The sequence below is a fragment of the Lawsonibacter celer genome (assembly GCF_014281125.1).
Classification (GTDB): Bacteria; Bacillota; Clostridia; order Oscillospirales; family Oscillospiraceae; genus Lawsonibacter_B; species Lawsonibacter_B celer.
This window is the reverse complement of sequence record NZ_JACOEA010000004.1, coordinates 42,484-55,573: the sequence shown is the minus strand read 5'-3', so window position 1 is coordinate 55,573 and position 13,090 is coordinate 42,484. Positions and strand designations below refer to the sequence as shown.

Sequence of the window (13,090 nt, the reverse complement as noted above, 5' to 3'; positions counted from 1 at the left end):
GTGAAGGGAGGCCGAGTGATGACAGATCCCAACCGGTTGGAAGTTGTAGTACGCACCCACGAGAATACCCTTTACCGCGCCGCCCTCTCCCTGCTGGGCGACCCCCAGGAGGCGGAGGACGCGGTGCAGGACGCCTTTTTAAAATACCTGGAGAAGGCCCCGGTCCTGGACGGCGCCGGGTACGAACGGGCCTGGTTGCTGCGGGTCACGCTCAACCTGTGCAAAAGCCGCCTGCGCTCCCCCTGGCACAGGCGCCGCGCCCCGCTGCTGGACACCTATCCCGCCGCCGCGCCCGAGGAGCAGACCGCGCTGGAGGCGGTCCTCTCCCTTCCTCCCAAAGAGCGCGCTGCGGTCCACCTCTATTATTATGAGGGCTATCAGACCACGGAGATCGCCGCCATTACCGGCGAGGCGGAGGGCACCATCCGTTCCCGTCTGAGCCGGGCCAGGGCCAAGCTCCGCGGCCTGCTGGAAGGAGAATGATTATGAAGGCCTATCGCTCTTATTTCGACCATATTTCCCTCTCCGCCGGGCAGCACCGGCGGCTGATGGACACGCTGGACACAGCCCGGCGCACCCCGCGCCCCCGCCGCGTCCCCATCCTAAAATATGCCGCCCTGGCCGCCTGCTGTGCCTTCGCCCTCTTCGCGGGCTTCCGGGCGGCGGGGCAGTTGGGGGGCGGCTCCGTCCCCGGAGGGTCCGGCACGGCCCTCCCGCCGGAGCCGGTCCTGACCGGCTCCCCCTCTCCCGTGGCCCCGCCGGAGGGGGAGCAGCAGTACACCCTGGTGGTAACCGACCCCTTTGAGGGCCGGCCCCACGGCAATTTCAGCATCTCCGGCGTGGAATTCACCGACTGCACCGACGCGCCCTCAATGTCCGCCTCCATCGTGCTGCCCCAGGGCAGCTTTACGGAAAAGATGACTGCGGAGGATATCATCGCGGCCCTGGGCGGCGGGGATGCGGTACCCTGGCCCCTGTACTGGACCGGCTTCGGTCTGACCGGGCAGGTGATCTATGACGGCCAAGGTCAGGTATGGCGGGCCACCATCCGGGGAGAGCGGGAGGAGGATGGGACCACCTTCTCCCTGATGTTGGCGCCCGACCACATCCCTGTCCGGGACACCGTATTTGAGGTGGATACCGTGGACTTTGAGGGCCTGGAGGTCACGGCCTGGTATCAGCACTATGACCGGGACAAGGACGGGGAAAAGGAGTATGTGTACGCCACGGAATTCTTCTACGGCGCAGGGGTGCGGTTTCAGGTCACTGCGCGCGAGGAAGAGACGGCCTCCTGGCTGTGCGACTGCCTGCTCTCCCACGCCGCCCGGAAGGATGGAATGTTCACCACCATGCACCTAGTTCCCGAGGAAATCCCTGAATGGCGCAGCGAGGAGCTGACTTTGGAGGAAGCCTATGCCGAGGAACTGGGCGCCTGGCTGCCCGAGGCCGCCCCGGAGGGGTACGCCTTTGGCTCCGCCCACCGGGAGCTGGGCCAGAACCGGGACTGGCTGCACCTGAGTTGGATCCGGGGTTACGATTACGTGGATGTGACCGTCTCCCGCTTCCCGGCCCATGCCAGCATCCCTGCCCCCGACCTTGATCCGGATCAAATCTCCGACGAGGCGCTGGAGGAATGGGGCAGCTATGTGGACGACGACGCGGGGGATACCCCGGGCTGGCGCTACCCCTCCTTTACCCTGCATTACCCCCAGGAGGACGGGAGCACCATTGCCGTAGACTGGCGCATCAAGGGCCTCTCCCCGGAGGAGGCGGCCAGACTGGTCAGCCGCCCCGCCCGCTCAGCTTCTTAAGCGCGCAAAGGGCGCGGACCCGATCGGGTCCGCGCCCTTTGCAATGTGTGTGAAGGGTAAAATGGGAGGTCTCGCTGTGTTTATTCCATCTCGTAGATACCGGCAGCGCCCATGCCGCCGCCGATGCACATGGTGACCAGGCCGTATTTGCCGCCAGTGCGCCTGAGCTCGGCGAGCGCTTTGCAGGTGAGCACCGCGCCGGTGGCACCCAGGGGATGGCCCAGGGCCATGGCGCCACCGTTGGGGTTGACCTTCTCCACGGGGAGCTTCAGCTCCCGGATGCAGTAGAGCGCCTGGGAGGCGAAGGCCTCGTTGATCTCGATCACGTCCATGTCGTCCACGCTCAGGCCCGTACGCTTCATCACCTTGGGCACGGCCACGGTGGGCCCGATGCCCATCACGTCTGCGGGCACGCCGCCCACGGCGAAGGCAACAAAGCGTGCAATGGGAGCGTAGCCCAGCTCCTCCGCCTTTTCCCGGGCCATGAGCACCACAAAGCCGGCTCCGTCGGTCATCTGGGAAGAGATGGCGGCGGTCACGACCCCGTCCGGCTTGAAGCAGGGCTTGAGCGCGGCCAGCCCCTCCAGATTAGTGCCGGGGCGGATGCCGTCGTCATGGTCGGCAACGATCTGCGTACCATCGGCCTGTGGAATGTGGATGGGGATAATCTCGTCCACAAACTTGCCCGCAGCCTGAGCGGCGGCAGCCTTACGGTGGCTGTCCACTGCCATCTGGTCCATGTCGGTACGGGTAATGCCGTAACGGGAAGCCACGTTCTCAGCGGTAAAGCCCATAGGCAGATACGCGCCGGGATCCTGCTCTTCCAAAGCGGCGTCTCTGAACTCTTTGGGGAAGGCCATCTGCAGGTCGGTCATGCGCTCCACGCCGCCGGCCACGATCACATCGGCCTGATTTGCCATGATGGCGTTGGCGCCGGTGGCAATGGTCTGCAGGCCGGAGGAGCAGAAGCGGTTCACGGTCTGAGCGGTGACGGAGTCGGGCAGGCCGGCCCGCTGAACGATCAGGCGGCCCATGTTATAGCCGCACAGGCGCTCCGGGTTGGCACAACCCACGATCACATCGTCAATGAGGGCCGGGTCCAGGCCGGGCAGGCGCTCCAGCACGCCCTTGAGGGTCTGGGCGCCGTACTCCACAGGATGGACGTTGGCCAGCGGACCCTTGTAGGCCCTGGAAAGGGGCGCGCGGCCGTAGGCCACCACCACCGCGTCTCTGGGGTTGCGTGTCATGTCTCGGCCCCCTGTTCAGCGCACCAGGGGCTTGATGCCCAGGATCTCGCGGGCCTCGGCGGAGGTGGCGGGGGTCTTGCCGAACACCTTTACCGCCTGAACGGCGCGCTCCACCAGCATCGGGTTTGTTGCCATGATCTTCTTGCCGTTCTCGTCATAGCCGTACACTACGTTATCCTCCAGCCCCACACGGATATGGCCGCCCAGGGCCAGGGCTGCGTACATGATGGGCAGATGGCCCGCGCCCACGCCGAACGCGGACCAAGTGGAGCCCTCGGGAATGTGGTTCTTCAGGTAGAGCAGGTTTTCCACGGTGGCAGGCATACCGCCCAGCACACCCAGCACAAACTGGTAGTGACAGGGGGCCTTCAGGCTGCCCTGCTTGACATAGTAATTGGTAATGCCCAGCATTCCGGCGTCAAAGATCTCGATCTCAGGCTTAACGTCATTCTCCAGATAAACGTTGCCCAGCTTCTCCAGGAACTGAGGTGAGTTCATGAACACCAGGGAGGGCATCCAGTTGAAGGAGCCGGCATCGTAGGAACCCATCTCGATCTCGGGAATGATCTCGAAATGATGGTAGCGATCCTCGTCGGTGGCCATGTGCTGAGCGGAGTAGCCCGAGGAGGTGCAATTGAGAATCACATCGCAGTCCTCATGGGCACGGATCAGCTTGCAAATTTTGGCAAAATGGTCGTGGTTCATGGCGCCCAGGCCGTCCTCGGCACGGGTATGGATATGAACCACAGAGGCGCCCAGCTTCCAACATTTATAGGCGTCTTCGGCAATCGCCTCAGGGGTAATGGGGATGTCATAGCCCGGAGGGGTGACGGCGCCGGTGAGGGCGGCGGTGATGATGACTTTGTTGGACAGATTAGACATGGATAACTTCCTCCTTACACGAAATGGTTTAATAAAACTTCCGGTCTCTTACCAAAGGCCGCCGGTGATGCTGATGCACTGGCCGCTGACATAGCTGGCCTCGTCGCTGGCCAGGAACGCCACCAGGTCGGCCACCTCCTCCGGCTCCCCGATCCGGCGCAGAGGAACAGAGGCGGTCATGGCGTTGCGGACCTTGTCGGGCACGGTCTTGATAATATCTGTGTTGATCAGGCTGGGGGCCAGGCAGTTGGCCGTGACGTTCTTGGGGCCCAGCTCCATGGCCAGGGTCTTGGTCAGGCCGATGATGCCCGCCTTTGCGGCGGCATAATTGGCCTGGCCCACATTTCCCCGGTTGGCCAGGGAGGACATGGAAATAATCCGCCCGTAGCCCCGCTCCCGCATGCCGTCAATGACCTGCTTGACGCAGTAGAAAGTGCCGTAGAGGCTCACCTTGAGCACCTGGTCAAATTGCTCATTGGTCATCTTGTGCACCAGAGCGTCCCGGGTAATGCCCGCGTTGTTGACCAGGACGTCCACCCACCCAAAGCGGTCCCGAATCTGCTGGAAGGCCCGAGCCACGGAGTCCGGGTCGGCCACATTGCAGGGCACGGCCAGGGTGCGGCTGCCAGCGGGGTCCAGCTCCGCGGCGGCCGCGGCCAGGACATCCTCTTTCAGGTCCAGCAAGGCCACGCCCTCGGCGCCGTCCTTCAAAAACCGCTCCGCGATGGCCCTGCCCAGCCCCTGGGCCGCCCCGGTCACCGCCACGATCTTTCCGCTGAAATCGTACATGCTGCTTTCCTCCTAAAATGTTACACGTTACAGCCCGTAAGTAAACCAGGACTGGTCAAAATACTTCAGATTGTCAAAGGACAGCGGGAGCTCGCCGCGCTCGATGCCCTGGACGATCTTCACCACGGTATCATTGAAGGGGGTGGGAATCCCGTGCTTCCGGCCCACTTCCGAGACATAGCCGTTGATCATGGTCACCTCAGTCAGCTTGCCCTTTTCCAGGTCCTGCAGCATGCTGGCCTTGGCGGGGCGGGCCGGTGCGTACATGTCGGCCCACATCTTCTGGTTCTCCTCATACTGGGCCTTGTCCTTGATGTCCAGGGAGTCGGGGGAGAAGCCATTGACCAGCAGGGGCATGACCAGCCCCTCCGCCTCACAGCAGATCTTCACCTCGTGGCCCAGATAGGCCAGGCAGGCGCGGGCCTTCCGATCGTCAATGACACCGCCGAAGGTGGTGCCGCAGGCGGCGGACATGCCGCTGACGCAGGCGTTGTTGACCAGCTTGCCCCAGCGGGCGGCCATCAAGTCGGGCATGACTACGGCCGGGCCCATCTTGGACAGGACCTCCGCCACCTGGTGGATGCGGGGGGTATCCGAGCCGTCGATCTCACCGATGTCAAAGAAGCAGTTCAGGTTGCTCACATCCTGGGTCAGGCAGGAAATACCGGGCTCCTGGAAAGTCGCGCTCCAGAGCACGGTGCCGCCGACCGTCCGGGACTGGCCCACATACTTGGCCACAAAGGGCTCAGGCACGCCATTTTGCAGGGTACAGACGGTGCTGCTCTCGCTCAAATGGGGCAGCAGCTTGGGCAGGACCTCCTCGTTGGCGGTCTGCTTGGTAAACAGGAAGACCAAGTCATAGATCCCCTCCATCTGGTCGGGGGTGATCGCCTTGACTGGCACAGTGAACTGCTGGGTACCCACCACCTGAGCCCCCTTTTCGTTCAGTGCCTTGACGTGGGCCTCATAATTGTCGATCATCTCGGCCGGGCAGCCATTCTTGTTCAGGAAAGCGCCCAAAATGGTTCCCATAGATCCGCATCCTAAAATTGCTACGCGCATGTTTTGTTTTCCCCTTTCTATAAAACCTTGCTGTGGAGCCCGAGCAGCTCAAGCAGCATAAAATCACAGTACGATACCAATGCTTCCAGCGGTTTTCTGGTTCCGGGCTTTTTGCCTTACAGTCCCAGGGCCATACAGACCAGAGTGGCAACAATTACCGTAACGGCAGGGATCGCCACAGAGGTCCAGAACATATGGCGGTAGGAGTTCTTGTGGTTGAGTCCGAGTACCTGCAGCACCAGGAACAGGCCCGCGGAGTGGGGCAGGGTATCCAGGCTGCCTGCGGCGATGGCCATCAGACGGTGGAGGGTAGCGGGGTTGCAGCCGCTGTTGAGGAAGAATTCAGACAGAGAGGTCAGGGTCAGGCGCAGGCCGCCGGAGGAGGAGCCCGTGATACCGGAGATCACGGCGGTGGAGAAGATGCCCTTCAGATAGGGGTGCATGCTCAGGCCCATCAGCCACTCTACGATATTCTGATAGGCGGCGGTGTTCTGCACAATGGTACCAAAGGCCACCACGGCGGCCAGGCCGCCGATGGCGCTGATGCCGCCGCCCAGGCCGTTGCCCAACAGGGTGCGCATGTTCTTACCCTTGAAATGGCTGACATTAAATACATAACACAGGACGGAGCCCACTAGCATGGCAACTACGGTAAGCATGGAGGAATCCTTGACCCAGAAGCCGCCCACAATAATAATCAGCAGCAGAACGATAATGGGAATAAAAGCCTTGCCGGCGCTGGGCAGGGTGCTGCGGTCAGCGGCTTCATACTTGGAGGGATCCGCGCCCTCGGGATAGCTCCACACCTCACCCAGACGGACGGCCTTCTTCTCAGCCTTTACCAAGTAGAGGTAGCACAGGACGAACATGGCCACGGAACAGATGATGCCCAGGACGGGAGCCGCCGTCATAGTGGTGCCCAGATACTGGGTGGGAATAATGTTGGTCAGTGCGGGGGTGCCGGGGAGAGAGGTCATAGTGTAGACGGAAGAGCCCATGACCAGGGAAGCCACGATCAGATGACGGGGCAGGTTGGCCTCTTTCATGAGGGTAAAGGCAATGGGGCTGACCGCAAAGATGACCACAAACAGGCTCACGCCGCCGTAGGTCAGTACGCTGGTGATCAGAGCCAGAACCAGAAGTACGTGTTTGGTGCCGAACCAGTCGATCAGCTTGTAGCCGACAGCGGTAGCACAGCCGGATTCTTCCATAAATTTCGCGTAAAGCGCGGAGAAGATAAAAATCAGAAAATAACTGGAATATGTGCCCGCATAGCCGGCGACATACATGGTGGAGTAGCCGGCCCATACATTCAGGCCGTTGGTCAGGATCGCCACCAGGCCGGCCAGCAGTGTCAGCGGTAGCGGCGGAAGGCCTTTATACGCGCCTAATATCATTACTAAAATTGCCAGAAGTAATCCAATAACACCAATCATGAATATTTACCTCCCAATTTCTTCCGAACCGTTACTTTTGCGGGTGCGCACCCCGCAGTCGCTATGGCCATAACTGTTTTTTCTCTATTGCATATTTCGTGCCAACACCAGTGCCTCCCTCCCTCTTTTTAAATTACATCGTCACTTTGTCCAGTTTTGGGCATTCAATTTTATTCAACCCGCCATTTTTAAATACCTCTTTCTCCCTCGCTTGGAAAAAGTTCTGCTTCTGAAGCCTCACCCTTCTTTTGTAAAGATGCAAAAATTTGCGTTACTGCAAATTTTTTATTTGCAGTAACGCAAATTACGGGGTATACTATGTTTAATTCTTATCATGGAGGGGTTCTGCGATGGAATTCAACACGCATCTCTTTCCCTTGCTTTTGGATTATATTAACATCGGCATCTTTATTTTGGATGCTGATGGTTATTATCTCTATGTAAATCAACCTTACTGTGATTTAACGCTCCATTCAAAGAAATTCTTTTATGGGAAGACCATCTCTTGGTTCCAGCAAGAGGGCTACCTCACCCGAAGTGTCTACGATCAGGTCCTGCAAACACGCAGCCTTGTCCAGGCAGTGGTTACTATCACGGACAGGGACAACAACCGCCTCTATGATACGCTCACAACCGGGGCCCCCATTTTTGACGAATCCGGAGCTCTAAAGTATATCTTCTACACTCAGGAGACCTTATCCAACCTGCATACCCGTCTACAGAGGGGTATGATGAACAAGTCTACCTCGCTCAACCTCCAGATTAAAATACCTTCCGCTTCTCCTCCGGTAGATATTATTGCGGAGAGCCCCCAAATGAAACAGCTGGTCTCGCTCCTGGCCACCGTATCCAAGACAGATGCCTCAGTTTTGGTCAGCGGGCCTTCCGGCTCGGGCAAAGAAGTCATCGCCCGCCACATCCACCGCTCCAGTCGGCGCAGTGAGCAGCCCTTTGTGGTGCTCAACTGTGCCGCCATTCCAGAAAATTTGATGGAATCTGAGCTTTTTGGCTATGACCGCGGAGCTTTTACCGGCGCCGCTCCCACCGGCAAACCCGGTCTGGTGGAGATGGCCAACGGCGGCACACTCTTTCTGGACGAAATCAACTCTATGCCCATGGCGCTGCAAACCAAGCTTCTGCGCGTGCTGGAAACCCGGCAGGTTACCCGCGTGGGCGCAGTCAGCGCCAAGGAGATCGACTTCCGCCTGATCTGTGCGTCCAACGAGGATCTGCTCACGCTGGTGGGAGAGCGGCGCTTTCGCGAGGACCTGTTCTACCGGATCAACGTCATCTCCGTCCATATCCCGCCTCTGCGGGAGCGCAGAGAGGACATCATTCCGCTGACCCTCCACTATCTGCGCCACTACTGCAAAAAATATACCTGTGTGAAAATTTTTACGGAACAGGTTTTGGAGGACATGCGCTGTTATGACTGGCCGGGCAATGTCCGGGAGTTAAAAAATTTTATTGAGCGGATGATCATCACCTCTCCTGAGCCTGAGTGGCTGATTGAATCGGTTCCGCCCGGTTTTTTGAGCGGCGGACAGCCTGTGGCGGAGTCTGTAGAGCATCCTGTCCCGCATACCGGTCTTCCCTCTTTTGAGGACAGCACCTCATTCTCCTTCCGCGCCTATATGGACGCCTGTGAACGGGACCTGCTGGTCCAGGCACTGGACCGTCTGCACACGCCCGCCGCCGCGGCCAAGGCCCTTAAGCTCGATCTGTCCAGCGTGTACCGAAAGCTGCAAAAGTATCATCTCTCACCCAGGCCCGAGAAAAGCGCCCCCTGACGGGGGCGCTTTTTTGGTATCCAAAGTTCATCAGAGGAACAGCGCTCCGCCCTCAGGCCAACATCCATTTAATTCCCGACTCGGAAAACAGATTCAGCCATTCCGGTGCAATGTCACTGTCCGTAATGATCACATCAAAATCATTTAAGCTGGCAAACATGCAGGGGCGGATTTTCCCGAATTTCGTGGAGTCGGCCAGCAGAATCCGCGTCGTAGCGGCCTTGAGTCCGCTCTGCTTGGCCGGCAGTTCATGCTGTTCGATACAGGTGACCGCTCCCTTTTGACTGATCCCGGCGGCGGAGCAGAAAAATTTATTGACGCAGATGCGGGAGATGAGATCCGCTCCCTCCGGGGATTCAAACATCTGGGTATTTCTATGGTAAAATCCCCCGGCAAAAATCAGGTTGGTCTTTTCCCGGTCTTTACATGCCAGCAGGATGTTCATATTGTAGCACATAATGGTCAGCGGCATATCGTCGGGCAGGTGCTCAAAAAGCTGTTCCGTCGTTGTGCCCGTATCCACCAGAATGCTGTCGTTGGGCTCCAGCAGCGTACAGGCCAGCACGCCGATACGGCGCTTGGCGTCCCTCATCGCCCGCCGCTCCACCGTCAGAGAGTACTCCTTGATAATGGCGGAGCCATCCTTATTCTTGTTCAGAATTGCCACGCCCTGAATGATGCTTACATAGTCCTTGGCATGCAGCTCGCTCAAGTCCCGCCGCACGGTCATCTCCGATGCGTTCACTTCAGCCGCCAGGCTGCGGATTGACATCCCAGGCGCATTTTTCAGGATAGACAAAATTTCGTTTTGGCGTCCCTGCTTTTTGGACATAACGACTCCTCCCACTTGTTTTCCAGAAGGCACTCCGAAAATGTTCTAACACAAGTATATACTTATCCTATCATTTTTTCAACATCATTGCTATATTTTTAACATTTTTTATTTTTTCTTTTCATCTTTTATCAATTTTAAAAATTTTATTAATCATTATAAACAATTTAAATGTTTAAATGTTAGTTTTTCTGTGTAGAATATATAGTTTAGAAACCCAAAATTGTTTATATATACAATTTTAATCGCAGTATATTGAAATAATTGTGCGTAATGTTATAATAATTTTTAGAAATATCTCGTATCCTTGTGCAATGCCAGCAGCAAAATGTTAAAATATTATCATTTTATTTGAAAGGGGTTTTCCACAATGACAAAGGAAGAAATCTATGGCCACATCGATCACACTCTGCTCAAGCCCACCTCCACCTGGGATATGATCCAGCAGATCTGCGAGGAGTCTATCCAATATAAGACTGCCTCCATTTGTATTCCGCCCGCATTTGTCAAGCGCGTACATGACAAGTACGGCGACCAGATCAACATCTGCACGGTGATTGGTTTCCCTCTGGGCTACAACACCACCGAGGTCAAAGTGTTTGAGGCCAAAAAGGCCATTGAAGAGGGCGCCGGCGAGATTGACATGGTAATCAACATCGGCGACGCCAAAGATCACAACTTCCAGGCCATCGAGGACGAAATCAAGGCGCTGCGCGCGGCCTGCGACGGCAAGGTGCTGAAGGTCATCATCGAGACCTGCTACCTTACCGACGAGGAAAAGATCGCCATCTGCAAATGCGTCACCAACGCCAAGGCCGACTATATCAAGACTTCTACCGGCTTCGGAACTGCCGGAGCCACTGTGCCGGATGTGGAGCTTTTCAAAAAGCACATCGGTCCGGATGTGAAGATCAAAGCAGCTGGCGGCATGAAGACCAAGGAGGATATCTACGCCTTTATGGATGCGGGCGCCGACCGGCTGGGCACCAGCTCCGGCATTAAGCTGCTCAACAGTTGAGCGCAAGCGCTCCCACGCCGCAGAACAGAATTTCCGGCAGAGGCCATAAAGGAGAAAAAGGTTCAAGCCTATGAAAAAGAGTATTGATTGGAGCAAGCTGATTCTCGTTGGTTTGATCGTGGCAATGAGCATCATTGCCACCTGTGTCAATCCGAGATTCGCCTCCGCAGACAACCTGCTGGGAATCGCCAGACAGATCGCGGCGCCCGGTGTCCTGGCAATCGGGATGACCTTTGTCATCCTGACCGGCGGAATCGACCTGTCGGCAGGGTATGGCATTACTCTGGGCGCAATCGTGATGGGGCTGCTGTTCAACCACACAGGGAATCCATGGCTCTCCATGCTTGGCGCGGTCGTGGCGGGCGGTATCCTCGGCCTTGTAAACGGCCTTCTGGTATCCAAGCTGAAGGTAATCCCGTTTATCTCCACACTGGCGACCATGTCTATCGCACAGGGCATCCTGAATGTCATCGCCCTTGGCAGCAAATTCTTTCTGAAGCACGAGGTCTTCACCACGATCGCCGTCGGGGATGTGTTTGGCACCGGATTCCCCCTCTGCACGCTGATCTTCCTGATCGTCTTTGCTGTCGGGGAGGTAATCCTGCGGTGCACGACCCTCGGGCGCTATGTGTACGCCATCGGCTCCTCTGAGAAAAACACCAAGCTGGCCGGTATCAACACAGGGCGATATAAGATGATGGTATACATCATCTGCGGCCTGACTATGGGGATCGCGGCCATTATCATGGCCTGCCGGATCTCCCAGGTCACCCAGGAGAGCGGCGGCAACACCTACCTAATGGACTGCATCGCCGCCGTTATCATCGGTGGAACCGCCATCGAGGGCGGCAAGGGCGATATGGTAGGCACGCTGCTGGGCGTGATCTTCCTGGGCGTCATCAGCAGCCTGCTGGTTTTTCTCTCCATCCCCACCATTGCCCAGCAGTGCTTTAAGGGGCTGGTCATCGTTATGGCGCTGCTGATGAACTACTTCAGCAAGCGGCTCAAGGAAAAGGAGGACGTCCGGGCCCGCGCCAGGATATTTCCGCAGGTCTGAGCCGAACAATCGCAAAAAATGGCGCAGGAATGCCATGCTCAAATATCATCAAACATATAAAGGAGGAACATCACAATGAAACGAATCGCCGCAATCGCGCTCTCCCTGTCTCTGCTGCTTGTGACGCTCGCCGGCTGCTCCAATCCGTCCGGCGGCGGAAGCACCAACACCCCCAGCGCCGATCCCTCTGCGAGCATCCCCTCCACAGGCAGCCCGGAGGGCGCCAAGAAAATAGGCTTGGTACAGATCAATACCACCAACTCCTACTATGTGGGTGCCTCCGAGGCCTTCCACAAGGGCGCTGAGGACTTTGGGTATGAGCTGGACGAACAGTTTGCCGAAAACAGCCTGGAGGAGGAAATCTCCATTATTGAAAATTTTATTGAGCTGGGCTACGACATGATTATCGCCGATCCGCAGGACGCCGAGGCCCTGGAGGATGTGTTCCAGAAAGGCCGTGACGCGGGCGTCATCATGGTCTCCCTGCGCAGCCCCATGGCCAACGCCGACTACAACTGCCTGATCAACCACTATAATGGCTTCTACGGCTCCGCCGTGGCCTGCTTTGAGGCTCTGGGCGGCGAGGGCAAGGTACTGCTAATGCAGGGTCAGGTGGGACACGAGGCCTCCGACTCCCGCACCGAAGCCTTCTATGACGTGCTGGAGCTGTATCCCAACATCGAGCTGCTGGACACCCAGCCCTGCGACTGGGACCCCGCCAAGGCCGTGAACATCGTGGACAGCTGGCTGGCCAAGTATGAGCAAATTGACGCCATCCTCTGCGAGACCGACGGCGCCACCCCCGCGGTTGTAAATGCAGTGGAGAACGCAGGCCGCCTGGACGAGATCCTCATCGCCGGCAACGACGGCGAAAAGGAGTGCCTGGAGTATATGGTGGACGGGAAGGTGGTTTCCGAAGCGTTCTTCTGCAGCCAACGCGACGGCTATCACTGCATGGCCTATGCCGACGCTATCCTGCGGGGCGTAGAGGTGGAAAAGACCGTGTACCTGCCTCTGTACGCCTGCTGTTCCGAGGAAATCCAGGATCTTATCACAGCCAATCAGCCCGACACCTGGGATATTATCGGCGGCTGCACGCCTGAGGAGGCCCTGGCCATGGTCGCGGACTACTCCTCTGAATTTGTCGGTATGTACGGCTGACCTGA

12 protein-coding genes are annotated in these 13,090 nt (G+C 57.8%); 6 read left to right on the top strand and 6 right to left on the bottom strand.

Annotated features, from left to right (window positions below):
• Positions 1-18: 18 nt before the first annotated feature.
• A complete protein-coding gene (locus H9Q75_RS08455; RefSeq protein ID WP_186566085.1) occupies positions 19-483 on the top strand; it encodes an RNA polymerase sigma factor in 465 nt (154 codons plus the stop codon).
• A gap of 2 nt (positions 484-485) precedes the next feature.
• Complete coding sequence (locus H9Q75_RS08450; RefSeq protein WP_186566083.1) at positions 486-1,811, top strand: hypothetical protein; 1,326 nt, start codon at positions 486-488, stop codon at positions 1,809-1,811.
• An 80-nt stretch (positions 1,812-1,891) separates the two neighbouring features.
• Here H9Q75_RS08450 and H9Q75_RS08445 read toward each other — a convergent pair whose 3' ends face one another.
• From H9Q75_RS08445 to H9Q75_RS08425, 5 genes are all read right to left on the bottom strand, one after another.
• The gene (locus H9Q75_RS08445) at positions 1,892-3,058 is read right to left on the bottom strand and encodes a thiolase family protein (protein ID WP_186566081.1); all 1,167 of its coding nucleotides are present in this window, start codon (positions 3,056-3,058) and stop codon (positions 1,892-1,894) included.
• Between the two features lie 15 nt (positions 3,059-3,073).
• On the bottom strand, positions 3,074-3,940 hold the full coding sequence (locus tag H9Q75_RS08440; RefSeq protein ID WP_186566079.1) for a beta-keto acid cleavage family enzyme: 867 nt from the start codon (positions 3,938-3,940) through the stop codon (positions 3,074-3,076).
• A 48-nt stretch (positions 3,941-3,988) separates the two neighbouring features.
• A complete protein-coding gene (gene fabG / locus H9Q75_RS08435; RefSeq protein ID WP_186566078.1) occupies positions 3,989-4,729 on the bottom strand; it encodes a 3-oxoacyl-ACP reductase FabG in 741 nt (246 codons plus the stop codon).
• Between the two features lie 27 nt (positions 4,730-4,756).
• Positions 4,757-5,791: a ketopantoate reductase family protein gene (locus H9Q75_RS08430; protein WP_186566077.1), complete on the bottom strand. Its 1,035-nt coding sequence runs from the start codon at positions 5,789-5,791 to the stop codon at positions 4,757-4,759.
• 116 nt (positions 5,792-5,907) lie between these two features.
• Positions 5,908-7,227, bottom strand: a complete 1,320-nt coding sequence (locus H9Q75_RS08425; RefSeq protein WP_186566075.1) for a GntP family permease — start codon at positions 7,225-7,227, stop codon at positions 5,908-5,910.
• 350 nt (positions 7,228-7,577) lie between these two features.
• Between H9Q75_RS08425 and H9Q75_RS08420 the strand changes: the two genes are divergently transcribed.
• Positions 7,578-9,017 carry a sigma 54-interacting transcriptional regulator gene (locus H9Q75_RS08420; protein WP_186566073.1) on the top strand — a complete coding sequence of 480 codons (1,440 nt, stop codon included), beginning with the start codon at positions 7,578-7,580 and terminating at the stop codon, positions 9,015-9,017.
• A 52-nt stretch (positions 9,018-9,069) separates the two neighbouring features.
• Here the strand turns inward: H9Q75_RS08420 and H9Q75_RS08415 are convergent, their stop codons facing one another.
• On the bottom strand, positions 9,070-9,849 hold the full coding sequence (locus H9Q75_RS08415) for a DeoR/GlpR family DNA-binding transcription regulator (RefSeq protein ID WP_186566071.1): 780 nt from the start codon (positions 9,847-9,849) through the stop codon (positions 9,070-9,072).
• A gap of 370 nt (positions 9,850-10,219) precedes the next feature.
• On the opposite strand from H9Q75_RS08415, the gene deoC reads away from it, so the two are divergent.
• The 3 genes from deoC to H9Q75_RS08400 all read left to right on the top strand — a co-directional run bounded on the left by deoC (position 10,220) and on the right by H9Q75_RS08400 (position 13,085).
• Positions 10,220-10,867 (top strand): deoxyribose-phosphate aldolase, encoded by a 648-nt coding sequence (gene deoC / locus H9Q75_RS08410; RefSeq protein ID WP_186566069.1) that lies wholly within the window; start codon positions 10,220-10,222, stop codon positions 10,865-10,867.
• A gap of 70 nt (positions 10,868-10,937) precedes the next feature.
• Positions 10,938-11,924, top strand: coding sequence for an ABC transporter permease (locus H9Q75_RS08405; RefSeq protein ID WP_186566067.1), 987 nt, complete (start codon positions 10,938-10,940; stop codon positions 11,922-11,924).
• Positions 11,925-11,999: 75 nt separating this feature from the next.
• Entirely contained in the window at positions 12,000-13,085 is a 1,086-nt protein-coding gene (locus H9Q75_RS08400) for a sugar ABC transporter substrate-binding protein (RefSeq protein ID WP_186566065.1), read from the top strand.
• Positions 13,086-13,090 lie beyond the last annotated feature (5 nt).